We start from the raw sequence: 24,005 nt of genomic DNA, 5'->3' as shown, positions 1-24,005 counted from the left end.
CGATGACAGACCTCGGCACGGCGCCCGACCTCGTCCTGGCCTACGACCTCGGCACCGGCGGCTGCAAGGCCTCGTTGTGGACGCCGGCGGCGACGATGCTCGCCGAGACGGTCGTGCCGTACCCCACGAGCCATCCCGCGCCCGGACGCAACGAGCAGAGACCGGACGACTGGTGGGATGCCGTGGCGGCGTCGACCCGGCACCTGCTCGAGCGCTCCCCCGGAGCACGTGCGCGCATCGCCGGCGTCGCCCTGTCCGGCCAGAGCCTCGGCGCGGTGCAGGTCGACGAGCGCGGCGAGCTCGTCGCCCCCACGACCCCGATCTGGTCGGACACCCGCGGGCGCCCGGATGCCGTCTTCGGCGACATCCCCGAGGCAGAGTGGTACCGGCGTACCGGCAACGGATTCGGCGCCGCCCTCTATCCGTTGACGAAGGCGGCCGCGTTCCGCGCCGAAGACGCCGTCGCCTGGGCACGCACGCGGCACCTCGTCGGATCGAAGGACTGGATCAACCTGCGTCTGACCGGCGAGCTGGCGACCGACCACTCGATGGCCTCGGGAAGCGGCGCCTACGACCTCGCGACAGGCGACTACGACGACGAGCTGCTCGCCGCCGCAGAGCTGCCGCGAGACGTGTTCCCGCGCATCGTGCCGTCATCGGAGCGGGTGGGCTCGCTCACCCGAGGAGCCGCCGAAGCGCTCGGCCTGCCGAGCGGCATCCCCGTCTTCGCGGGCGCAGTCGACAACGCGGCGATGGCACTCGGCTCGCGCGGCACCGCCGAGGGGCGCATCTACGCGGCGCTGGGCTCGTCGAGCTGGATCACCGTGACCTCGGCGCAGCCCGTCATCGACGAGCACGCGCGCCCGTACGTCTTCGCCCACGCGATCCCCGGGATGTTCGTCAGCGCCCTGTCGACCTTCAGCAGCGGCACGAGCCTCGAGTGGCTGCGCGCGACGCTCGCGCCGGGCGCCGGCACCGCGGACTTCATCGGCCTCGCAGCGGACAGCGCAGCCGGAGCCCGCGGTGTGAGCTTCGTCCCGACCCTCGCCGGCGGCACCCCGCTCGAAGGAGGCAGCGGCGCCCGAGGCGGGTTCACGGGCCTCCACCTCGGCGCCGGTCCCGCAGATCTCGTACGCGCCTGCCTCGAGGGCATCGCCTTCTCGCTCGACCGCAGCCTGACGCTCATGCGCCAGCTCAGCGGGTCGCGCGAGCCGCTGCTCATCACCGGCGGCGGCAGCCGTTCACCCCTGTGGAACGGCATCTATGCCGACATCCTGCGCTCGCCCCTGCAGCGCTCGACCGTGGATCAGCAGGCCGCGACGCTCGGTGCCGCCACGATCGCGCTCGTCGGTCTCGGCCTCTGGGACGACTACGCGCGAGCGGATGCCGCGCACGCCGGTCTCGACGAGATCGCACCGACCTCACCCGAGTCGTACGCCGGCGCGCGAGATCGATTCGACGCGGCCGTCTCGGCGCTCGCCTCCCTCACCCCGACACAGGAGAACCCCTCATGACCGACCTCCCCCTCGTCGTCATCACCGGCGCGAGCTCCGGCATCGGCGCCGCCACCGCGCGGGTATTCGCCGCCGCAGGCCACCCCCTGCTGCTCATCGCCCGTCGCCTCCAGCCCATGGTCGAGCTGGGCCTCGAGAACGCCGAGCTCGCGGCCGTCGACGTCACCGACACTGCCGCGGTGGCCGAGGCTCTCGCCCGCGCCGAGGAGCGATTCGGCGCCGCCGACCTGCTCGTGAACAACGCGGGGCTCATGGCCCTGTCGGCGGTGGCCGAGCAGGATCCCGCACTCGTCCAGGAGCAGTTCGACGTCAACTGCGTCGCCCTCATGAAGAACAGCCAGCTCGTCCTGCCCGGGATGCAGACGCGTCGCCGCGGCACCATCGTCAACATCGGCTCGATCGCGGGCAAGCAGCTGTACACCGACCACACCGTGTACAACGGCACGAAGTACGCCGTCCACGCGATGACCGAGGGGCTGCGCCGCGAGAACGCCGCCCACGGCGTGCGGGTGCTGCTCGTCGCCCCGGGCATGGTCGACACCGGTCTGCTCGGCAACACCGGCGAGGGCGCCGTGCTCGACGGCTACCTCGACTACAAGAGCAGCATCGGCGGCGGCCTGCGTCCGGACGACATCGCGCAGGCGATCCTGACCGCCTACCAGCTGCCCCAGCACATCAGCTTCCGCGAGATCGTGGTCGCCCCGACGTCGCAAGACGCCTGATGAAGCGTCGCGGCATCCCCGGCGCCGGACCGCTGCGCGGCGAACCGATCGTGCCGGTCGTGGTGTTGCACGATGCGGCCGACGCGCACCCTCTCGCCGACGCGCTCGTGGCCGGCGGCATCCGGTGCGCTGAGATCACGCTGCGCACTCCCGCGGGCATCGAGGCCATCCGCGCGCTGCGCGATCGCGACGACATCCTCGTCGGCGCGGGCACCGTCGTCGACCCCGACCAGGTCGACGCGGTCGTCGAGGCGGGAGCCGCGTTCGCCGTCTCGCCGGGCTTCGACGCGGACGTCGTCGACCGCTGCGCCGAGCGCGGCCTGCCGATCGTTCCCGGCGTCGCAACGGCAAGCGACATCCAGGCGGCGCTGCGCCGCGGCCTCCGCTACCTGAAGCTCTTCCCCGCGGGACTCGTCGGCGGCCTCGCGGCGGTCCGCGCGTTCGCGGGCCCGTTCCCCGACGTTCGGTTCCTGCCGTCGGGCGGGGTCTCGGCCGCCAACGCCGCGGAGTACCTCGCCGACCCCGCCGTGTTCGCCGTCAGCGGCTCGTGGATGGTCCCGGCCGACGCGCTCCGCGCCGGCGATTGGGATGCCGTCGAGCGCCTCTCGCGCGCCGCTCAGACCTGAGCCCGCGGACCCGCCAGCGCCTCGCGAAGCACGATCGCGGCACCGCCGAGGGCTGCCGAGCGGCTCGGGTCGGCCGAGGCCACGACGCGCACGGGGTGAGACCGGCGCGCGAAGAAGGTGTCGGCCAGCACCGAGCCGATTCGTTCGGCGAACACCGGCCCGGCGCCCGCGAACCCGGCCCCCGTGAGCACGACGAGGTCGAGGTCCAGGAGGTTCACGAGGCTCGTCACCGCGACGGCGAGCGCATCCGCCGACCGGGCAACCGTGTCGACGGCGTGGGGGTCGTCGCCCGCACCCGCGCGCGCGGCGATGTCGATCCAATCACGGCGCTCGCCCGACACGGCGAAGTAGCGTTCCTCCGCCGCGGGCGGCGCGGCGAACAGCTCGAGGCAGCCGTGGTTGCCGCAGTGGCAGCGCGGCCCGTCGAGGTCGATCGACACATGGCCGATCTCTCCCGCATTGCCGCTGATGCCGCGGAGCAGCTCGCCCGCGATCATGATGCCGGCCCCGATGCCGATGCCCATGTGGATCGTGGCGAACGTCCCCTGCCCGTTCGTCGCGCGCGACCAGTACTCCCCCGCGGCAGCGGCGGTCGCGTCGTTCTCCATGACGACCGGCAGGGCGAGAGCCTCGGCGAGCGCGTCGCGCACGCTGAAGTCCGACCAGGGCAGCGACGACGGCAGCTGCACAGCCGCTCCGCTCCTGACGTCGATGGGCCCCGGCACGACCATCCCCACGCCGGCCACGATCTCGCGCTCGATCCCGGCCTCGCCGATGATCGACTCGACCTCCTCGGCGATGCGGCGGACGACCTCGGCGGGCTCCAGCCGGTCGGCCCCCGCCGCCGAGCGCTCGGCGACGAGCTCACCCCAGACGTTCACCACCACGTACGAGGTCGCCGCGAACCCGAGAACGATGCCGATCGCGTAGCGCGAGTCGGGTCGGGCCTCGAGCAGCGTCCGCCGTTTGCCGCCGGTCGGCTCACCCACCCCCGTCTCGACGACGAGGCCGTCGGCGATGAGGTCGCGCACCACGGTGGTCATGGTCGCGGGTGTCAGCGCGGTCGCCTCGGCGAGCTCGGTGCGGCTGATCGGGCCGGCCACCCGGATCAGCTCGAGCACGACGGCTCGCGTCGGGCGCCGCACGGGTACGCCGTCGGGCTCAGGGGCGGGACGCATCGGCGTGCCTGCCGGGGGCCCGTCGCGGCAGCAGTGCGAGGGTCGTACCGAGCGGGTCGGGCATCACGAAGTGCCCGAAGGTGTCGTTGGCGAAGAACATGACGCCGTCCAGCATCGCACTCAGCTCGCTGTACACCGCGCGCTGGCGGTGCCAGAAGTGCGGCGAGTCGAGGTAGACCCGATACCAGTACCAGGGGTCGACGAAGTCGAGCGAGTAGATGATCTCGAGCTCACCCCCGAGGCGTGCGCGCAGCGCGATCTTGCTGCGGGCCGATTCGGCGATGTTCTCCTCGCGCGCGAGCACCGCGAAGTTCGAGACGACGATGCCGCTCAGCGCCGCGTAGGCATCATCGGTCATGCCCCACACGTCCTGCTCCACCTCGACGGGCCAGAACGAGTCCTGCCAGTAGATGCGTGCTCCCGCGGCTGTCCCGCGCGCGCCCGCGTCGAGCAGTTCGCGCAGCCGCGTGAAGAACCGCGTCACCGACGCGCGCCGTGCGGGAGTCGATTCCACAGCGTGCTCGGGATGCCAGATGCCGATGAGGCCGAACTGATTGCCGAGCGTGATGCCGTCGAGCCCGAAATCGGCGACGAACGCCGCGATCTGACGTGCGGCGAACCGCTCCACCGGCTCACCAGCCGGGATGCCGTCCGGATACGCCGCGTACGTCTCGGTGTCGGCATCGAGCACCCCGGCGACGTCGAGGAGACCTGGGGCGACGTTGCCGCCGGCATCCACCCAGCCGGATGCCGCCTCGGGATGCCGCTCCGTCTTCCACACGCACGCGCAGAACTCCGACCCCGGCTCGAGGTACTCGAGCAGCACGAGGGGGATGCCGCGCCGCCGCGCCTCGTCGCGGAATGCCCGGTAGATCGCCGCGAGAGTGGCGTAGTCCATCGGCTGCTCACTGAGTACGAACGCCGGCCCCGCGTGGTACGGGTTGCCCGCGATGACCCGGTCCTCCCGCGCGACGCGCAGCCAGTGACCGTTGTGGTCCCGCGTCGAGACGGCGGTGCCGACGTAGGAGTTGTAGCGCCCCCAGTCGAAGCGCGTCGCCTCGTGTTCCGCACCCGGGTACGCGAGCACGTGATCGCCGTTGCCGGCGCAGAAGGTCACGACCACCTCATCGACGCGGGCGAACCAGTCGGCGTAGTGGTCGAAGAACGACGCGACCCCGGGCCGCGGGTCGGCGAGGTCGGCGAAGATCTTCGGAGTCACCCACGTGTGCGCCCGCTGCGCACGGCGCGCCTCGCCGCTCACGAGGTCTCCGCGAAGCGGCGGTGCGGGTCGGGCGCCGCATCCGCGAGCCGCTGCGTATAGGGGTGCTGCGGATGCAGGATGACGTCGTCCGCCGGCCCGCGCTCGACGATCTCGCCGTGGTACATGACGAGGATCTCGTCGGAGAAGTGCCGCGCGGTCGCGAGGTCGTGGGTGATATACAGCACCGCGAGGTCGTCCTGCCGCTGGATGTCGGCGAGCAGCCGCAGCACGCCGAGCCGGATCGACACGTCGAGCATCGACACCGGCTCGTCGGCGATCAGCACCCGCGGCGACGGCGCGAGAGCGCGCGCGATGGCGACCCGCTGGCGCTGCCCGCCCGACAGCTCGTGCGGGCGCCGGTGCAGGTACTCGTCGGGGTCGAGCTGCACGCGTTGGAGCAGCTCGGCGGCGGCCCGCTGCACCTGCATCCGCCCCCGCGCACGCCCCGACATCACGAGGGGACGGGCGATGTGGTGGTAGATCGAGTGGAACGGGTTCAGCGAGGCGAAAGGATCCTGGAAGACCATCTGCACCGCGGTGCGGTACTGCCGTGCCGCCCGCCCCCGGGTCGGGGGCTTCTCGCCGTCGAGCAGGATCTCACCGCCGCTGGGCTGCTCGAGCAGCAGAAGCATCTTGGCGATCGTCGACTTGCCGCTGCCGCTCTCACCCACGAGAGCGACCGTCTGCCCGTAGTCGATCGAGAGGTCGACGCCTTTCACCGCCTCGACGGCGCCGCGCCCCGTGCCGTAGGTCTTGCGCAGGCCGATGGCCTCGATCGCGCTCATGCGCCCTCCTCCGTCGTCGTCGCCGCGCCGGCATACCCCAGTCGCTCCCCCGTGAGGCTGGGGAACGCGGCGAGCAGCTCGCGCGTGTACGGGTCTCGCGGCCGGTGATAGATGTCTCGCGTCGAAGCGAGTTCGACGATCTCGCCGCGCCGCATGATCGCGATGCGGTCGCTGATCTCGAGCAGCAGCGGCAGGTCGTGCGTGATGAAGATGACGGCGAAGCCCAGTTCGTCGCGCAGTCGGGTGATCTCGGCGATGATCTCGCGCTGCACGACGACGTCGAGGGCGGTCGTCGGCTCGTCCATGATCATCACGGGCGGATCGAGCAGCAGCGCCATCGCGATCATGACGCGCTGGCGCATCCCGCCCGACAGCTCGTGCGCATAGGCGTCGAGCCGCTCGGCAGGCACGCCCACGACACGCATGAGGTGCTCGCAGCGGTCGCGGCGCTCCTGCTTCGTCATCGTCGGGCGGTGGGTGGTCAGCACGTCTTCGAGCTGGGCGCGCACGCGCAGGACCGGGTTGAGCGCGTTCATCGCACCCTGGAAGACCATCGAGATGCGATCCCAGCGGAACGCCCGCAGCGCCGCACCCTCGAGCTCGTCGACGCGCACCGGCTGGTCACCGCCCAGGAAGCGGACACCCCCGCCGACGACCTCGGCCGGCGGCTTCAGCAGCTGTGTGATGCCGTAGGCGAGGGTGGTCTTGCCGCATCCCGATTCGCCCGCGATGCCGAGGATCTCGCCTCGCCGGAGGTCGAAGCTCACTCCCGCGACGGCGTGCACGACCGGGTCCGAGGCATAGTCGATGCGCAGGTCCTCGATGCTCAGCACGATGTCGTTCATGAGAGAGCCTTCCGACGGGGACGCGCTGCGACGGGCAGACGCAGCTTGGGGTTCACGATCTCGTCGAGGGCGAAGTTGACGAGTGACAACGCCGCGCCGAGCGTCGCGATCAGCAGGCCCGGCGGCACGAACCACCACCACGCCCCGGCCCGCAGCGCCGAGTTCATCTGTGCGTCGTAGAGCATGCGCCCCCACGTGTAGTCGCCCGTCACGCCGAGGCCGAGGTACGACAGCCCCGCCTCGGCGAGGATCGCCGACACGACGCCGAAGATGAAAGACGACGCGAGGATGGGCAGCAGATTCGGCAGGATCTCGACCGTGATGATGCGGAAGGTCCGTTCGCCCGCGACGCGCGCGGCCGCCACGTAGTCGCGGTTTCGCAGGCTCAGGGTGACGGCGCGCAGCACGCGCGCGCCGCCGGCCCAGCTCGTGAGCGCCAGGATCAGGGCGACGACCCCGAGACCACGGCTCTCGACGTAGCTCGACACGACGATGATGAGCGGCAGCCCCGGGATGACCAGGGCGATATTCGTGATGAGCGAGAAACCCTCGTCGAACCAGCGCCCCAGGTAGGCGCCGACGATGCCGAAGAACGCCGAGAGCACGAGGCTGAGCACGCCGACGACCACACCGATGAGCAGCGAGTTCGTCGTCGACACGGCGAGCTGCGCGAAGATGTCCTGCCCCTTCTGCGTCGTGCCGAGCCAGAACTCGGCGCTCGGCGGGGTGATCCCGATCGGGCGGATGCGGAACGGGTCGCCGACGAAGAACGGGGCGACGAGGCCGAACAGCACGATGGCGAACGTGATCGACAGTCCGACCACCAGCTTCGTGCTGACGGGGCGACGACGACGGCGGCGCGGCGACAGCTGCGCGAGGGTGGCGGTGACCGATTGCGACGACATCCGTTACCTCCGGATCCGGGTACGGGGGTCGATGACTCCGTAGAAGAGGTCGACGATGAGGTTGGCGGCGAGCACGGCCAGCGTGATCACGAGGAAGAGTCCCTGCATGAGCGCGTAGTCGTTGTTGTTCACGGACTGCAGCAGGGCGTATCCGATGCCCGGATACGAGAAGACCTGCTCGGTGACGAGCGAGCCCGAGACGACGAAGCCGAGCGAGAGGGCGAAGCCGGCGACGGACGGGAGGATGGCGTTTCGCGCGGCATACCGCTGCCGCACGCGCACCGGAGAGAGGCCCTTCGCCTCGGCGGTGGTGATGTAGTCCTCCGACAGCGTCGCGACCATCATGTTGCGCATGCCCAGCATCCAGCCGCCGACCGAGCTGATGACGATCGTGAGCGCGGGCAAGAACGCGTAGTACACGGCGCTGCCCACGAAGTCGGCCGACCAACCCGGCATGGTGCTGTAGATGTCGTACCCGCCGAAGGCCGGGAAGATCGGCCAGATGACCGCCAGCAGGTACACCAGGATGATGGCCATCCAGAAGTACGGCACCGCCTGGAGCATCGTCGTGATGGGGATGAGGTTGTCGAGCCAGCCGCCGCGGCGCCACCCGGCGATCGTGCCGAGGGTGATGCCGAGAACGAACGAGAGCACGGTCGACACCCCCACGAGCACGATCGTCCAGGGCAGCGCCTGCGAGATGACGTCGACGACCGGCGTCGGGTAGTACGTGATCGAAGGCCCGAAGTCGAACGTCACCACGTTGCGGAGGTACCCGAGGTACGCCTCCCACACGGGGACGTCGGTGCCGGTGCCCAGCAGCAGCTCGAGGCTCTGCCGCGCCGCCGGGCTGACCGGGCCCTTCTGCGCGAGCTTCGCGAGCATGATGTCGACCGGGTTGCCCGGCAGCAGGCGCGGGATGAAGAAGTTCAGGGTCACGGCGGCCCACAGCGCGATGGCGTAGAACGCGAGCTTTTTTGCGTAGTACTTCACCCCCGCCGGCTCACTCCCCGACCGGCTGCAGGTTCGCCGCCACGACGCCCAGGTTCCAGATCGACCAGGCGGCCGGGAACGCGTACAGGTCGTCCTCGGTCGGCCAGCCGGTGGCGTCGTCGGTGTTGTAGTACGTGACCGTCGGGACGACGAGCACGGGGATATAGGGCATGGATGCCGCGATGATCCGCTGGATCTCGAAGTACAGCTCGCGCCGCCGCTCGGGGTCGACCTCGACGCGGGCCTGATCGACGAGCGCGTCGACCTCGGGGTCGGTGTAGCGCGAGTAGCTCGTGGGAGCCTGCTCCCCGACCGGTGCCGTGGCGGCGGTCGTGTAGTAGTTCGCGTAGATGTAGTACGGATCGGCCGACGGACCCTGATAGACGCCGTCCATCGTGAACGAGAACTTGCCCGAGAACCGGTTCTCGTTCCACTGCGCGCCGGGGAGCGCCTCGGGCTTCAGGTCGATGCCGATGTCGGCGAGCTGCTGCGAGGCGACCTCGACGGCGGTGACGTAGGAGGTCCACTCCTGCGGAACCTGCACCGTGACGCTCAGTCGCTCGCCGTCCTTCTCGTAGATGCCGTCGGCTCCAGGAGCCCACCCGGCCTCCTGGAGCACGGCCGCGGCAGCCGCCGGGTCGGCGGACGGTGACGTCGTGTCGCCGAGATCCGACGCGATGTACTCCGCGTCGCGCTCGGGCAGCAGCATGGCCGGTGAGACCGCGCCGCCGAGGCCCTCGAAGGCGATGTCGATGATCTCCTGCCGGTCGAGACCGAGGCTGATGGCGAGCCGCACGGCGGGGTCTGTCTGGGGTCCGGAACAGCCCAGCGAGGCGTCGGCGCACGAGATCCACGCGGTCTGGTTGATGGGCGTGTTGATCTGATTGAGGGTCGGGTGCGACTCGACCTCGTCGGCGAAGTCGGGGACCAGTCCGGTGTTCCAGTCGAGCTGGCCGTTGACCATCGCGGTGGTGGCCGCGTCACCGCTCGCGAAGGAGACGTAGCGCAGCGTCTCGAGCGCGGGCTTGCCCTCCTGCCAGTACGAGGTGTTCTTCTGCAGGACGTAGCTCTGGGGCGTGGAGGTCGAGAGCGTGAACGGTCCGGTGCCGACGGGCTCCTCGTTGACGAAGTTGGCGACGTCGTCGTACGTGGACCAGAGGTGTTCGGGCACGATCGCGGTGCGACCGATGAGCTCGGGGCCGATCGGCAGCGACGGCTCGTCGAAGGTGACGACGACGGTGTCGTCGTCGACCGCCTCGGCCGAGCCGGTGTAGCCGATGGTGTTGATCTCGGGGGTGTCGGCGATGAGGTCGAAGGTGAAGGCGACGTCATCCGCGGTCAGGGCCTCGCCATCCGACCAGGTGACCCCGTCGCGGACCTGGATCGTCAGCTCCGTCGCTTCGTCGTTCCACGAGTACTCGGTGCCGAGCATCGGCTTCGGCTCACCGACGGCGAGGTTGTTGTAGAAGAACAGCGGCTCGTAGATCGCCCCGAGCGTCGGCTGGAGCACGTTCGGCGAGAACGGATTGAAGTTCCTCGTGATGTCGCCGATCGCGCCCGTCGAGATCGAGATTCCGCGGTCGTCGCCGCTCTGCGGAGCGCAGCCGCTGACGAGCAGCAGCGCCACGGCTCCCGCGGCGAGTGGCATCGCGGCACGGGACCAAGGGGTACGGAGGATCATCGTCGTTCCTTTCCGACACGTCGATGTGCGGGCTCGGGGCCGGGTGGTCCGGCGAAAGTAAAGTATCTGAAATTAGCCGAAATGGGTAGCCCCACTACAGATCTGAGCCGGCTACTCGCTCTTGTGGGCTGTCGAAGCGCTGATATACCGTGCTCCACAACAGATGTTCGTAGTCGCACTACCTGGTGTCGCCATCGACGGTCCCGAACCCGTGCGCGACTGCGCTCCATCGACGCAGATAGGAGATCCCCCCGTGAAACGACGAATCGGCGCTGCAGTCGCAGCGACCGCCACAGTGATAGCCGGGTCCGTGGCCGCTGCCGCGCTCGGACCGGTCTCACCCGCCACCGCCGACGACACCACGCCCGCAGAGCAGCGGACGGTCACCGTCGCGCTCGATCAGACCGTGCAGGAGGACTACCTCGGCATCGGCGTGAACGTCATCCCGTGGAGCCTGCTCGAGGGCACCACCCGCCTCGGCTACGACGACGCCGACTGGGAGGTCGACGTCGAGCGCATCCTCACGTTGCAGCCGAAGGTCGCTCGCGTCTGGTTCCAGATCGACTGGATGGAGCTGGAGAAGGGCCAGTACGACTTCGACAGCCCCGAGATGCGGGCCTTCTACCGTTACCTCGACGCGTTCGAGCAGGCGGGAACCGAGGTCCTGCTGAACTTCGGTTGGAAGGTCGGCGAGCGCGTCCACGACTGGTTCCTCTACCCCGGCGTGACCAAGCCCTACGAGAGCGCCCCCGGCGACCTCGACGCCTACGGCCGCTCGGCTTCGGCTCTCCTCGACGAGCTGATCAATGCACGTGGCTACGACAACATCGACTTCCTGACCTTCTACAACGAACCCAACGGGAGCTGGGACTTCGAGGGACCGGCCGACCAGAAGGCGTACTACGCCGAGATGGCACGCAAGGTCCACGACCAGCTGATCGCGGACGGCCTGCGCGGCGAGGTGCAGATCTGGGGTCCGGAGGAGGTCAACGCCCCTGACTGGACCCAGTACATGGCTGAGAACGCGGGCGATGTCTTCGACCAGTACTCGTTCCACCTCTACGGCGAGTCGTACGAGTTCCTCGGCGACGCGATCGACCAGCGCCGGTCGACGATCGGCGACGCGCCGTTGAACCTCTCCGAGATGGGGTGGACCAACCCCGGCACGAGCGTCTGGGAGACCGGCTACGCCAACTACATCATCGGCAGCGCCAACAACGGCGTCCACTCGAACCTCGTGTGGCAGCTGAACGGCGTGATGACCCACGACCCGGCGGGTGACACGAACGGCTCCTACAACCTGTGGGACTCGCTCGTCCTCGGCCTCGAGCCGACGGCGGCCTTCTACGAGGCGGGCCTGCTCATGCGGTACATCCCCGAGCACAGCACGGTGCTGGGAACCGAGACCTCGCACGACGACGTCCGCGCCACTGCGTTCCGGGATCGCGACGGCGAGCTCACCGTGCTCGTCGAGACCCAGTCGGGCTCGCCGAAGGACGTTCGCGTGGAGTTCACCGGCGGTGACGTCAGCGAGCCGTTCACGCGCCTGGCGTACTCCGACTCGATCGTCGAGCGGGAGAAGAATGCGCTGCTGCCCGCGTCATCGGGAACGCTGACGCCGTCGAGCAACGCGTTCACCGACGACGCGATCGGCGACGAGAACACCTTCGCCATCTACACGACCTCGCCGGCGGCGACACAGGTGGCCGTCGACCCGGTCGAGTCGACCATCGCCGGCGGGTCGCAGCTCGACCTCGACGCCCGCATCATCGATGGAGCCGGTGACCTGACCTGGTCGGTCGTCGGGGAGGATAACGGCTCGGTCGACGCGAACGGCGTCTTCACGGCGCCGGATGTCGACACCGAGCGCACCGTCGCGATCCGCGCGACCCTGGCCGACGGCGTGTACGGCGTCGCTCAGGTGCTCGTGACTCCCGCGTCCGAGCCGGGGGTCGCGGACGCCCCGGTGTTCAGCCTCGAGCCCGGGCTCTACGAGTCGGTCGAGGCCGTGAGCATCACGACCGGGACGCCCGACGCCGAGATCCGGTACACGACGGACGGCAGCGTCCCGACGGCGGACTCGACGCTCTACACGGGGCAGATCGTGCTCGAGCCGCTCAAGACCACCTACCTCCGGGCGATCGCGGTCGGCGATGGGCTCGAGGACTCCGGGGTGACCTCGCGGCTGTACAAGGTGCGTGACGTGCAGAACGCCCCCGACGGGTACGCCTTCTGCCAGTACCAGGACCGCGGCGACTGCATCTTCGAGGGCGAGGCGAGCGTCGCGTTCGGCTCGGATGGCCTGTTCCGCTACGGCACCTTCACCGGCGGCGTCGACTGCACCGCCGCGAGCTTCGGCGGCGATCCGAACCCGGGCGGCGACAACCGGTGCTTCGTGAACCCCGACGTTCCCGAGGAACAGCCGATCGTCACCATCTACAACGCCGGCTTCGAGCGGCCCGCCACCGGCGGGACGTCGAACGGACCGATGGTCAACGGATGGACGTTCAGTGCGCGTGCCGGCATCCAGCACAACAACAGCGTCTTCCAGCCCGCTTTCCCCGCCCCGCAGGGCGAGCGCACGGCGTACCTGAAGAGCGATTCGGGGCTCGCGAGCCGCATCGACCAGACCGTGCGGTTCCCGGCCGGCACCTTCGCGATCACCTTCGCGGCGGCGAATCGCGTGGGGTTCGGCGGTCAGCAGGAGTTCGACGTTCTCGTGGACGACCAGAACCTCGGGCACTTCGTGCCGACGCGGGATGGGAAGTACACCGCGTACGAGACCGAACCGTTCACCGTCGAGGAGGGCGAGCACACGATCTCGTTCGTCGCGACGACGACCGAGGGCGACAACACCGGTTTCGTCGACGACGTGCAGGTGGTCGTGGCCTCGACGCCGGAGCCCGAGCCTGACACGGTCAAGCCGGTGGTGACACTCACCGCTCCGACGACCGCCGGTCCGCATCGGTCGCTCGATCTGAAGGTCGACGCAACCGACGACCGCGGGCTCGCGCGCATCGTGGCCAACGTGTACCGTGACGGCACGCTCGTCAAGAGCACGCAGACCGCCGTCGACGGCGCCGCAGCCGCGACGCACGCGGCTTCGGTGACGCTGCCCGACGGCACCTACACGGTCCGTTACAACGCGCACGATCTGGCCGGCAATGTCGCGCAGACGAAGACGTTCGACGTGACGATCGACGCCACCGCGCCGACCGTCACGGTGAAGGACGGGGCGTCGTTCACGGCCCGGGACGGCGACGACTACTCGCTGGTGAGCTTCAAGCTGCACGACGCGGGCAACATCGACAAGGCCGTGCTGAACGGCGTGACGAAGGACCTGACGAACAACGCGTGGTCGGACGTCAACTTCGTGAAGCCCGGGGTCTTCGGTGCCGTGTCGGGGACGAACACGCTCGTCGTGCACGACGTCGCCGGCAACACGACGACGGTCGAGTTCACCCTGCGGTGAGCTGAGCGACCGCACAGAGGCGGGTCCGGGTGCGCCCGGACCCGCCTCTCCGGCTTAGCCTGACGGGATGTCGTTGTCGCCGAAGGTGTACGTGATCCACGAGAACCCCGAGTGGTGGGCGCCCTTCGCGGCCGCGTTCGCCGCCGAGGACGTCCCCGCCGAGCAGTGGCTGCTCACCGACGGATCCATCGATCTGTCCGCCGAGCCGCCGCAGGGGGTCTTCTGGTCGCGGCTGTCGGCATCGGCGCACACGCGCGATCACGCGCAGTCGAAGGAGTACGGCCGCGCGGTGCTCCGCTGGCTCGAGTCGTGGGGCCGCACGGTGATCGGCGGCAGCCACGTCCTCGAGTTCGAGGTCAGCAAGGTCGCCCAGCATGCCGCCCTGCGGACGAGCGGCATCGACGTCCCGCACACCGTCGCCGTCTTCGGCACCGGTGACCTGAAGGAGCGCGCACGCGAGTTCCCGGTGCCGTTCATCAGCAAGCACAACCAGGGCGGCAAGGGTCTCGGCGTCCGCCGCTGGGACTCCCACGACGAGTTCGACGCCTGGGTCGACGGCCCCGAGTTCGAGGCATCCCCCGACGGCATCACACTCATCCAGGAGTTCCTGTTCGCCCGTGAGCCGTTCGTCACCCGCGCCGAGTACGTCGGCGGCGAGTTCGTCTACGCCGTGCGCGTCGACACGAGCGCCGGCAGCTTCGAGCTCTGCCCCGCCGATGCGTGCGTCGTCGACCCCGCCGCGGGCACGGGCGCCACCCCGGCCTATCCGCCCTTCGCGCTGCGCGACGAGATCACCGCCGACCATCCCCTGGTCGTGCAGCACCGCGACTTCCTTCGCGCCGTCGACATCCGCATCGCCGGGATCGAGTTCGTCGAGACGATCGACGGGCGACTCGTCACCTACGACCTCAACACGAACACGAACTACAACCCCGACGTCGAGGCCTCGGCTCACGCATCCGGGCCGGGCGAGATCGCCCGATTCCTCGGCGGACTGCTCGGCGAAGCACGCAACTAGCGCAGCCCCGCCTCACGCACAACCGATAGGCCGCATCCGAGGCTCTTCCTACGCTGACACCGTGCTCCGAAACCTCGTGATCGTCCTGGGCGACCAGCTCGACCCCGACGCGAGCGCCTTCGACGACTTCGACCCGGCGCAGGATGCCGTCTGGATGGCGGAGGTCGCCGAAGAGTCCACCCACGTCTGGAGCTCGAAGCCGCGCACCGCGGTGTTCCTCGCCGCGATGCGCCACTTCGCCGAGGACCAGCGCGACGCCGGGCACACCCTGCACTACGCGGAGCTCGACGCACGGGGGAACTCAGGCACATTCGCCGGCCAGCTCGCCGCCGACCTGGAGAAGCTGAAGCCCGAGGCGCTCGTGATGACCGAGCCCGGCGAGTGGCGCGTGCGCGAAGCGCTGCAGCAGACGGCGGATGCCGCCGGCATCCCGCTCGACATCCGCATCGACCGGCACTTCTTCTCGACCATCGCCGAGTTCGCCGAGCACGCCGAGGGCCGGGCGACCCTGCGGATGGAGTACTTCTACCGCGAGATGCGCAAGCGGCACGGCATCCTCATGACCGGGCGCGGGCAGCCCGTCGGCGGCGAATGGAACTACGACGCCGACAACCGCAAGGCGTTCCCGAAGCAGGGTCCCGGTCTCGTGCCGCCCCGCGCGACCTTCGCGCCCGATGAGATCACGCGCGAGGTGATCGCGCTCGTCGACACGGAGTTCGCCGAGCACCCCGGTTCGCTCGACACGTTCGCGTGGCCGGTCACTCGCCCGCAGGCGCTCGAAGCGCTCGACCTGTTCATCGACGAGCGGCTCCCGGGCTTCGGTGACGCTCAGGACGCGATGTGGCCGGGCGAGCCCTGGCTCTGGCACGCGCACCTGTCATCGTCGATGAACCTGAAGCTGCTGCATCCGCGCGAGGTGGTCGCGGCCGCCGAGGAGGCGTACCGGTCGCAGCGTGCGCCTCTTGCGGCGGTCGAGGGATTCATCCGGCAGATCCTCGGGTGGCGCGAGTATGTGCGCGGGATCTACTGGACGCAGATGCCCGGCTACATCCAGCGGAACGCTTTCGAGGCGTTCGAACCGCTGCCTGACTGGTACTGGACGGGCGACACACCCATGGCCTGCCTGAGGGATGCCATCGGCACGACGCTCGAGAACGGGTACGCGCACCATATCCAGCGCCTCATGGTCACCGGTCTCTACGCGATGCTGCTCAGCGTCGACCCGCGCGAGGTGCACGCCTGGTACCTCGCGGTGTACGTCGATGCGGTCGAGTGGGCCGAGCTTCCGAACACGCTCGGGATGAGCCAGTACGCCGACGGCGGGCTCATGGGCAGCAAGCCGTACGCCGCGACCGGCAAGTACATCGATCGCATGAGCCCGTACTGCAAGACGTGCCCGTTCGACCCCGCGAAGCGGATCGGCGAGGATGCCTGCCCCTTCACCACTCTCTACTGGGACTACCTCATCCGGCACGAGGCGCCCCTCGCCGAGAACCACCGCATGGCGCTGCAGGTGAAGAACCTGGGCCGCCTCGACGACGACGAGATCACCGCGATCCGCGCCCGCGCCGACGCCATCCGGCGCGGCGACGTCACCGATTCACGACCATCCGGCCGATGGTGAGATAGTGACGACACCCGAACCCAGGAGCGACGCCATCACCCGTCCGACATCGACGCTTGCGCGCCTCGTCCACATCTCACGGCCCGTTCTGTGGATCAACACGATCGGCACCGGCGCGCTCGGCATGTGGCTGACCGGTCAGCTCATCGACGTCGCCGCGATCCCGCTGCTGATCTGGCTGACGCTGCCGTTCAACCTGCTGATCTACGGCGTGAACGACATCTTCGACCAGGACACGGATGCGCTGAACCCGCGCAAGGGTTCGATCGAGGGCGCGCGCATCGAGCCGCGCGAGGTGAAGCTCATCGCCTGGGCGGTGGCGGTCACCAACATCCCGTTCCTGATCTATTTCGTCATCGCGCTTCCGCTCGCCGCCGTCGGGCTGATCCTGCTCTACGCGGGCGTGTTCGTCTTCTACTCCGCCCCACCGCTGCGGTTCAAGGCGCGCCCGTTCCTCGATTCGCTGAGCAACGCCGCCTACGGCCTGCCGCTGCTGATCCTGCCGGTCGCCCTCGAGGCGCCGCCGGTCTGGCCCGCCGTCGTCGGGCTGCTCGCCTGGAGCGTCGCGAAGCACGCCTACGACGCCGTGCAGGACATCGAGGAAGACCGCGAGGCGGGCATCACCACCACCGCGGTACTGCTCGGCCCGCGCGGCACCGCCCTGTGGAGTGGCGCCTGGTGGCTCATCTCGACCGTGCTCTTCGCGCTCATCAGCCTGCCCGTCGCGCTCGTCAACCTCGCCCTCGCCGGGACCCTCGTCGTCTGGATGCTGCTGCGCCCGACACCCGCCACCGGCCGCAAGCTGTATCCGCTGTCCGTCGCCTTCCCGTACATCGCGGGATCGGTCGCGAGCGGGCTGCTGCTCGCCGCCATGTTCCTGGGGATCTATCCATGAGCCGCATCGTCGTCGTCGGAGCCGGCCTCGGCGGGCTCGCGGCATCCGCCCTGCTCGCCCACGCCGGCCACCGCGTGACGCTGCTCGAAGCGGCCGAGACCGTCGGCGGCAAGAGCCGGCGCATCGAGCTCGACGGCGAGCGCATCGACACCGGGCCGTCGCTCGTCACCTTCCCGTCCGTCTGGGATGAGCTGCTGCGCCGGTTGGGCGCGGGGTCGCGAACCAGCACGGATGCCGGTGGGCTCGACCTCGTCCGTCTCGATGAGGTCGGCCGCTACTACTACCGGGGCGAAGAGGTGTCGCTGCCCGTGCCGGAAGGGCACCCCTGGTACCCGGCGTGGAAGCGATTCAGCGACGAGCACGCACCCCTCGCGGGCGACGTCGCCGCGCTGCTGGTCGCCGACCCGCTCGACCGCGCGTCGCTGCCCGCGCTGCAGCGACTGCTCGCCGTGTACGGTCGACGCCTCAGCACCCGCGCCTACCTCGACAGCCTCACCTGGATGCCCGAGGGGCTGCGCGAGATCATCGCGATCCACACCCTCAATGCGGGCGTCTCCCCCTCCCGCACCCCGGCGTTGTACGCGAGCATGCCCGCCGTCATGGCCGCCGACGGGGTCTGGGTGCCCCGTGGCGGGGTGTTCGAGATCGTCGTCGCCCTGCAGCGGCTGGCGGATGCCGCGGGCGTCGAGATCCGCACCGGCGAGCGCGTCACGCGCATCGAGCGCGGCCGGGTGACAACAGACCGCGGCGTGCACGACGCGGATGTCGTCGTGAGCGGTCTCGACGCCTCGCGGCTCGACGCGCTGCTGGGCCGCCGCCGGCTGACTCCCGGTTCACCGTCGCTGTCGTGCTCGGCCGTCGCGATCTACGGCGTGCTCGAGAAGCCTCTGCCCGAGCGGATCGCCGCGCACAGCGTCATCCTACCGACGAAGCCCGCTGCCCTGCACCGCAGTCTCGCGGCGGGCGACGAGCCCGCCGACACGATGGCGTTCGTCAACCACTACCGCGCGGGCGAGATCTACCCGAACGATCGCAGCACCCTCGCCGTGCTGCTGACCAGCCCCGCCGATGGCCAGGGCTACTCGCTCGACCACCCGTTCGTGACGCGCGAGATCGAGCGCATCTCGGGGGCCATGGGCCTCGACGGACTCCTCACCGACGCGATGACCGAGACGACCGTGCTCGACCCCCGCTACTTCGGCTCGTTCGGCGAGCCCCACGGCGCCCTCTACGGCGCATCGCGACCGCTGTGGATGAGCGGCCCGCTGCACCAGCCCGCGCAGCACGACCTCCGCGCACCCTGGCTGTGGCGGGTCGGCGCGTCGGTGCATCCGGGCGGCGGCATCCCCGCCGTGCTGGGCGGCGCGATGATCGTCACGTCGAAGCTGCTCAAGCGGCATCCGGCCTGAGCGGTTTACAGCCGAGGAGATCTGCTGTCGGGAGGACGTCGCGCAGGGCTTCAGCCCTCCGAAATGCAGATCTCCTCGGTTGCGGTCACGACGGAAGCTCCCCGCGACCGCGCGCCCACCGGGCCAGGAAGTACAACCCGACGCCGACCACGATGAGGATGGCGCCGAAGATCCACACCCGCAGCGTCTGCTGGCTGAGCAGCAGCAGGCACGACGCGACGCCGAGCACGGGAACGAACGTCCAGACGCGGAAGTGATCGTGATCGACGCGGTCGCGGCGCAGGACGAGCACCGAGATGTTCGCGCTCAGGAAGACGAAGAGCAGCAGCAGGACGACCGTCTCGGCGAGCAGCGCCAGGTCGCCCACGAGCGTCAGCAGCATCGCGACGAGCGTCGTGGCGAGGATCGCCACCCACGGCGTCTGCCGCCCGGGCAGCACCCGCGACAGAGCGCGCGGCAGCAGCCCCTGCTCTGCCATGCCGTACGTGAGACGGCTCGCCATGATCATCGTCAGCAGCGCACCGTTGGCGACGGCGATGAGCGCGATGAGGCTGAACAGCCACGAGGGGATGGCGACGCCGCTCGCTTCGACGACAGCGAGGAGGGGGCCGCTCGAGCTCGACAATTCTTCGGGCGGCAGAGCGATGCTGCTCGCGAGGCCGACCAGCACGTAGACCAGCCCGGCTGCTCCGAGGGCGGCGAACAGAGCGCGCGGGTACATCTTCGAGGGTTCCTTGACCTCTTCGATCATGTTCGCCGACGTCTCGAAGCCCACGAAGGAGTAATACGCGATGATCGCTCCGGCGAGCACGGCCGACGCGACGCCGGTGCCCTCGGGCACCTGCGTGACGCGCGACACATCCCCGCCACCGCCGGCGAGGAGGAACCCGACCACGACCACGACGATCACCAGCCCGGAGACCTCGATGGCGGTCATGACGAAGTTCGCGCCCATCGACTCCCGGATGCCGCGGGCATTGAGAGCCGCGAGCACGGCGAGGAACACGATGGCGACCGGCACCACGGGAACCTCGACGAACGTCTGCAAGTACTGACCGGCGAAGGCGATCGACAGCCCCGCCGCACTCACGACACCCGCGGCCAGCATGCAGAAGCCGACGAGGAACGACACGAGCCTGTTCTTGAACGCGCGCTCGGCGAAGACGGCCGCGCCGCCGGCCCGCGGGTACTTCGTCACCAGCTCGGCGTACGACCCGGCGGTGAGCAGCGCGAGCACGAGGGCGGCGAGGAGGGGCGCCCACAGCATTCCGCCGACACGCTCGGCCAGCACCCCCATCAGCGCATAGACACCTGCGCCCAGAACGTCACCGAGGATGAAGGCGAACAGCAGCGGTCCGCCGATTCCTCGCCGAAGGCGAGTGGGCGCGGGGGTATCGGTCTTGCTCATTCCGCGAACGCTAGATCGCGGCATCCCGAAACCCGTAGCGGCTTGACAGCAGACCCGCGGATGAGCCCAGACCCCGACCGCGCGGCCGACCGCGGGCGAGGCGGTAGCCTCACCTCCGTGCCCAGACGCACACGAGCGTCGGAAACGGAGGCCGGGGATGCCGGAGTGGTGGGTGATCGTCCTGGGCATCGCCGGCGGCATCCTCGTGCTGTGGGTCGCACTGATCGTGGTGCTCTGGGTCCAGCAGCGTCGCTCGGGGACCACGACCGACTGGCGGGAACTCGCACGGTTGGTGCCCGACGTGCTCCGGCTCATCCGCAGGCTGATCGCGGATCGCGACGTGCCGCGAGCCACGCGATGGTGGCTGATCGCGCTGCTGGCCTACCTCCTGTCGCCGATCGACCTGGTTCCCGACGTCATCCCGGTTCTCGGCTACGCGGACGACGCGATCATCGTTGCGATCGCGTTGAGGTTCGCGGTGAGACACGCCGGCATGCCCGCGATCGAGCGCCACTGGCCGGGAACGGATGCCGGGCTGCGCAGCCTGCTCTCACTCGTCGGTTACGAAGCCCGCGCTTCGTCGAGTTGACGCAGGCGCGCGGTGATGCCGACGAGGCCCGTGCTCCACGCGACCGTGACGGCCACGGCACCCGACGTCGACGCGATGGTCCCCGCGGGCGACCCGCTCATGCCGGCCACGATGGCCCAGGCGATGAGAGCCAGCAGGGCGATGGCCGATCCGACCGGCAGCCAGGTCCTCGCCGTTTGCAGGCGGGACGCCTCTCGCGTCGCACGGTCGGCGGGCTGGTTGGCGAGGGCAGTGCTCATGGATACGACGCTATGCGGGCTGAGTGGGCCGCGCCTCCGCCGTACGGTGGAAACCTCGCGCGCGAGCATCCGGCGCACGGGTGAGGCACAGCGTCAGCGGTAGCGCCGCGGCACTGTCCAGGGGCGGCCGAACTCGGTGTTGTACGACTCCGGATCGAACGGGCTGTCGCCGCCGGCGGGGAAGCTCGTGAGCTCGCCGAAGACGACGCGACCGTCGACGTCGTACAGATCGACGCGCACGAAGTCGGTGCCCTCGCCGAGCCGCTCGGCGATGCTGATCATCTCGTCGAGATGCGCCGGCCGCGAGCGCTCGGGATCAGCCCAGGGCGGGCCGCCACTCATCGGGATGCGGCTCCAGTCGGGTCGGAAGAAGTCCTGCGTGCGACCGCCGAAGCGTCCGCCGTCGACCTGGATGAAGTGGCATCGCCCATGGAAGACGAAGAACTTGTAGTCGTCCGGGATGCCGCTGTCGGCACCGACCAGGAACTCCTCGACGATGACTCGGCGCGGCACCTGTCCGTAGACCCACTCGCGATTCGGGCCCTGACCGTAGAGCTTGGCGAGCCAGCCCGCGGCGATCGCCGCGAGGTCGTGCGGGTTCGCGAACTCGGGACGCACGTGCCGATAGACCCAGCCCCAGCGCGCTTCCGGAAGCCGGGCATCCGCGGAGGCGGCGGCGGACACGACGATCGCAGCGCCGCTCCCGTGCGTCGGCTTCACGACGTAGGCATCGGGCCAGTCGAGGTCCAGCAGGCTCTGCGGATCTTCGACGATCGCGTAGGCGCGGGGCAGGTACTGCTCGCCGATGACCGCGGCGACGTGGTCGCGCACGGCGGCCTTGTCGGCGAAGGTGACGATGAGGCTGCGGCGGTCGCGCAGCATCTTGTACCGCACCTTCTCACGGAACGTCGTCGGATTGCGGGTGCGCCACAGGCGCAGCATCCGAACCAGCCGGCTGCGCTCGCGCCAGCGGACGCCATGATGGCGAGGTGTCACGACTCGTCGAGGTCGCCTTCGTCGTGACCGATCGACTTCGCCTCGAGGAACGCGCAGAGCTCGGCGGCGACGGTGAACTCGGCGGCGAGCGCGTGCATCTGGAAGCTGCTGAGAATGGTGAAGTCGGGCTGCGGTTCGATGGTGATCCGCCAGCGGGCATCGCCGATCTCGATGGGCTCCATGAACACCGACACGGAGGAGTTCGCGAGGGGCACGACGACGAGCCCCGTGTCCGATCCCTCCGAACCGTCCTGCACGAGGACGCGGATGAGCTCACCCGCTCCCCGCTGCTCGTGGAACTCGCCGAGCCAGCGCTCGAGCGTCTCTTTACTGCGGGACGGCATCAGGCTCCCAACGGGCCGAGGGTGGATGCGCGTGATCGCGCGCACTGGACTATAACGGTCGTCGGCTGACCGTTCAGTCCATCCCCACGGCCATGTCGGTGAACCGCGAGAAGTGACCCTGGAACGCCACCGTGACCGTGTCGGTCGGACCGTTACGGTGCTTCGCGACGATGAGGTCGGCCTCGCCGGCACGCGGGCTGTCCTTCTCGTAGGCCGCCTCGCGGTGCAGCAGGATGACGATGTCGGCATCCTGCTCGATCGAGCCCGACTCACGCAGGTCGCTGATCGCCGGCTTCTTGTCGGCACGCTGCTCGGCACCACGGTTCAGCTGCGACAGCGCGATGACGGGAACCTGCAGCTCTTTCGCGAGCAGCTTGAGCGCACGCGAGAACTCCGAGACCTCCTGCTGGCGCGACTCGACGCGCTTACCGCTGGTCATCAGCTGCAGGTAGTCGATCACGACCATCTTGAGGCCCACGCGCTGCTTGAGGCGGCGGCACTTCGCGCGGATCTCGACGAGCGTCATATTGGGGCTGTCGTCGATGTAGAGCGGAGCGTCGTTGATGCGGCCACGCGTCGCGGCGACGGTGGTCCAGTCGCGTGAGTCGAGGGTTCCCTTGCGCATCGACTGCAGCGGCACGGCGCCCTCGGCGCTCATGAGGCGCATCGCGATCTCGCTGCGCCCCATCTCGAGCGAGAAGAAGATCGTGGGCGAGTTGTTCTTGATCGCGGCGGCGCGGGCGAAGTCGAGCGCGAGCGTCGACTTACCCATGGCGGGACGCGCCGCGACGACGATCATCTGACCGGGATGCAGGCCGTTGGTCAGCTGGTCGAGCCCGGAGAAGCCGGTCGGGATGCCGGTCATCTGGCCATCGCGACCACGTGCGGCTTCGATGTCGTCGATGGCAGCGGTGACGGCGACCTCGAGGGGGACGTAGTCCTCGGCCTTCTCGGCACCGGTGACCGAGTAGATCTCGGCCTGTGCGTTGTTGACGAGGTCGACCGCGTCGCCCTGGCCGTTGTAGCCCATCTGGACGATGCGGGTTCCGGCCTCGACGAGGCGGCGCAGCAGGGCGCGCTCGTTGACGATCGTCGCGTAGTAGCCGGCGTTCGCCGCGGTCGGGACGATGGATGTCAGCGTGTGCAGATAGTCGGCCCCGCCAGCGCGCTGCAGCTCGCCGTTCTTGATGAGCTCGTCGGTGACGGCCACGACATCGGTCGGCTCACCATGGGAGTACAGCGAGAGCAGCGCCTCGTAGATGAGCTCGTGCTTGGGCACATAGAAGTCGGTGCCCCGGAGCGTCTCGATGACGTCGGCGACGGCATCCTTCGACAGCAGCATTCCGCCGAGCGTGCTCTGCTCGGCGAGCATGTCGTGCGGCGGGGTGCGATCGGGTTCGCGCCGTCCGCCGAGCCTGTCGTCAGAGATGTCCGCGATCGACATCCGCACCCCCGCATCCTGGCCTGTGACCGAGCCGGAGTACACGGTATGGAGGGCGTC

The 24,005-nt window shown here is 69.5% G+C and carries 21 protein-coding genes; 9 read left to right on the top strand and 12 right to left on the bottom strand.

The features are described from left to right. Positions 1 to 2 precede the first annotated feature (2 nt). From ABIC53_RS13090 to eda, 3 genes are read left to right on the top strand one after another with little or no spacing between them, the layout of a single operon-like run. Positions 3 to 1,514, top strand: coding sequence for a xylulokinase (locus ABIC53_RS13090; protein WP_274179174.1), 1,512 nt, complete (start codon positions 3 to 5; stop codon positions 1,512 to 1,514). Further along, positions 1,511 to 2,236, top strand: coding sequence for an SDR family oxidoreductase (locus ABIC53_RS13085; protein WP_274179173.1), 726 nt, complete (start codon positions 1,511 to 1,513; stop codon positions 2,234 to 2,236). Before ABIC53_RS13090 ends, ABIC53_RS13085 begins: the two co-directional genes overlap by 4 nt. Further along, the gene (gene eda / locus ABIC53_RS13080) at positions 2,236 to 2,862 is read left to right on the top strand and encodes a bifunctional 4-hydroxy-2-oxoglutarate aldolase/2-dehydro-3-deoxy-phosphogluconate aldolase (RefSeq protein ID WP_274179172.1); all 627 of its coding nucleotides are present in this window, start codon (positions 2,236 to 2,238) and stop codon (positions 2,860 to 2,862) included. Before ABIC53_RS13085 ends, eda begins: the two co-directional genes overlap by 1 nt. On the opposite strand, the gene ABIC53_RS13075 is transcribed toward eda, so the two are convergent. Genes ABIC53_RS13075 through ABIC53_RS13045 form a run of 7 tightly spaced genes read right to left on the bottom strand, consistent with a single transcriptional unit; the run spans position 2,853 to position 10,477 of the window. Next, positions 2,853 to 4,040 carry an ROK family transcriptional regulator gene (locus tag ABIC53_RS13075; RefSeq protein WP_112615353.1) on the bottom strand — a complete coding sequence of 396 codons (1,188 nt, stop codon included), beginning with the start codon at positions 4,038 to 4,040 and terminating at the stop codon, positions 2,853 to 2,855. The two genes, eda and ABIC53_RS13075, sit on opposite strands and share 10 nt — an antisense overlap. Further along, the gene (locus tag ABIC53_RS13070; protein ID WP_274179171.1) at positions 4,024 to 5,301 is read right to left on the bottom strand and encodes a S8/S53 family peptidase; all 1,278 of its coding nucleotides are present in this window, start codon (positions 5,299 to 5,301) and stop codon (positions 4,024 to 4,026) included. Before ABIC53_RS13070 ends, ABIC53_RS13075 begins: the two co-directional genes overlap by 17 nt. Then, on the bottom strand, positions 5,298 to 6,086 hold the full coding sequence (locus ABIC53_RS13065) for an ABC transporter ATP-binding protein (protein ID WP_274179170.1): 789 nt from the start codon (positions 6,084 to 6,086) through the stop codon (positions 5,298 to 5,300). The genes ABIC53_RS13070 and ABIC53_RS13065 overlap by 4 nt, the downstream gene beginning before the upstream one ends. Further along, positions 6,083 to 6,931, bottom strand: coding sequence for an ABC transporter ATP-binding protein (locus ABIC53_RS13060; RefSeq protein WP_274179169.1), 849 nt, complete (start codon positions 6,929 to 6,931; stop codon positions 6,083 to 6,085). Before ABIC53_RS13060 ends, ABIC53_RS13065 begins: the two co-directional genes overlap by 4 nt. Continuing rightward, on the bottom strand, positions 6,928 to 7,836 hold the full coding sequence (locus ABIC53_RS13055; RefSeq protein ID WP_274179168.1) for an ABC transporter permease: 909 nt from the start codon (positions 7,834 to 7,836) through the stop codon (positions 6,928 to 6,930). Before ABIC53_RS13055 ends, ABIC53_RS13060 begins: the two co-directional genes overlap by 4 nt. A 3-nt stretch (positions 7,837 to 7,839) precedes the next feature. Continuing rightward, entirely contained in the window at positions 7,840 to 8,829 is a 990-nt protein-coding gene (locus tag ABIC53_RS13050; protein ID WP_112615363.1) for an ABC transporter permease, read from the bottom strand. A 10-nt stretch (positions 8,830 to 8,839) separates the two neighbouring features. Continuing rightward, positions 8,840 to 10,477 (bottom strand): ABC transporter substrate-binding protein, encoded by a 1,638-nt coding sequence (locus ABIC53_RS13045; protein ID WP_354451803.1) that lies wholly within the window; start codon positions 10,475 to 10,477, stop codon positions 8,840 to 8,842. Between the two features lie 343 nt (positions 10,478 to 10,820). Here ABIC53_RS13045 and ABIC53_RS13040 point away from each other — a divergent pair, with 343 nt between their 5' ends. The 5 genes from ABIC53_RS13040 (at position 10,821) to ABIC53_RS13020 (ending at position 18,928) form a co-directional block, all read left to right on the top strand. Next, on the top strand, positions 10,821 to 13,982 hold the full coding sequence (locus ABIC53_RS13040; RefSeq protein WP_274179166.1) for a chitobiase/beta-hexosaminidase C-terminal domain-containing protein: 3,162 nt from the start codon (positions 10,821 to 10,823) through the stop codon (positions 13,980 to 13,982). Between the two features lie 67 nt (positions 13,983 to 14,049). Next, on the top strand, positions 14,050 to 15,000 hold the full coding sequence (locus ABIC53_RS13035) for an ATP-grasp domain-containing protein (protein WP_354451802.1): 951 nt from the start codon (positions 14,050 to 14,052) through the stop codon (positions 14,998 to 15,000). A 61-nt stretch (positions 15,001 to 15,061) separates the two neighbouring features. Further along, positions 15,062 to 16,624 (top strand): cryptochrome/photolyase family protein, encoded by a 1,563-nt coding sequence (locus ABIC53_RS13030; protein WP_354451800.1) that lies wholly within the window; start codon positions 15,062 to 15,064, stop codon positions 16,622 to 16,624. Between the two features lie 4 nt (positions 16,625 to 16,628). Continuing rightward, positions 16,629 to 17,519, top strand: a complete 891-nt coding sequence (locus ABIC53_RS13025) for a UbiA family prenyltransferase (RefSeq protein WP_354451798.1) — start codon at positions 16,629 to 16,631, stop codon at positions 17,517 to 17,519. Next, positions 17,516 to 18,928 (top strand): phytoene desaturase family protein, encoded by a 1,413-nt coding sequence (locus tag ABIC53_RS13020; protein ID WP_354451796.1) that lies wholly within the window; start codon positions 17,516 to 17,518, stop codon positions 18,926 to 18,928. Before ABIC53_RS13025 ends, ABIC53_RS13020 begins: the two co-directional genes overlap by 4 nt. Positions 18,929 to 19,013: 85 nt before the next feature. On the opposite strand, the gene ABIC53_RS13015 is transcribed toward ABIC53_RS13020, so the two are convergent. Continuing rightward, a complete protein-coding gene (locus tag ABIC53_RS13015; RefSeq protein WP_354451794.1) occupies positions 19,014 to 20,336 on the bottom strand; it encodes an APC family permease in 1,323 nt (440 codons plus the stop codon). A 157-nt stretch (positions 20,337 to 20,493) separates the two neighbouring features. On the opposite strand from ABIC53_RS13015, the gene ABIC53_RS13010 reads away from it, so the two are divergent. Then, positions 20,494 to 20,925, top strand: coding sequence for a YkvA family protein (locus tag ABIC53_RS13010; protein ID WP_354451792.1), 432 nt, complete (start codon positions 20,494 to 20,496; stop codon positions 20,923 to 20,925). Here the strand turns inward: ABIC53_RS13010 and ABIC53_RS13005 are convergent. From ABIC53_RS13005 to dnaB, 4 genes are all read right to left on the bottom strand, one after another. Then, on the bottom strand, positions 20,898 to 21,164 hold the full coding sequence (locus tag ABIC53_RS13005) for a hypothetical protein (RefSeq protein WP_354451790.1): 267 nt from the start codon (positions 21,162 to 21,164) through the stop codon (positions 20,898 to 20,900). The two genes, ABIC53_RS13010 and ABIC53_RS13005, sit on opposite strands and share 28 nt — an antisense overlap. 93 nt (positions 21,165 to 21,257) lie before the next feature. Continuing rightward, positions 21,258 to 22,160: an ATP-grasp fold amidoligase family protein gene (locus tag ABIC53_RS13000; RefSeq protein ID WP_354451788.1), complete on the bottom strand. Its 903-nt coding sequence runs from the start codon at positions 22,158 to 22,160 to the stop codon at positions 21,258 to 21,260. Continuing rightward, positions 22,157 to 22,504: a hypothetical protein gene (locus tag ABIC53_RS12995; protein ID WP_354451786.1), complete on the bottom strand. Its 348-nt coding sequence runs from the start codon at positions 22,502 to 22,504 to the stop codon at positions 22,157 to 22,159. Before ABIC53_RS12995 ends, ABIC53_RS13000 begins: the two co-directional genes overlap by 4 nt. Before the next feature lie 73 nt (positions 22,505 to 22,577). After that, positions 22,578 to 23,948, bottom strand: a complete 1,371-nt coding sequence (dnaB, locus tag ABIC53_RS12990) for a replicative DNA helicase (protein ID WP_036304736.1) — start codon at positions 23,946 to 23,948, stop codon at positions 22,578 to 22,580. Between the last annotated feature and the right edge of the window lie 57 nt (positions 23,949 to 24,005).

Origin of the sequence: Microbacterium sp. 1262, assembly GCF_040544895.1 — a bacterium.
Classification (GTDB): domain Bacteria; phylum Actinomycetota; class Actinomycetes; order Actinomycetales; family Microbacteriaceae; genus Microbacterium; species Microbacterium plantarum.
Note: the sequence above shows the minus strand (reverse complement) of the source record. Positions and strands in the feature narration are given on the sequence as shown.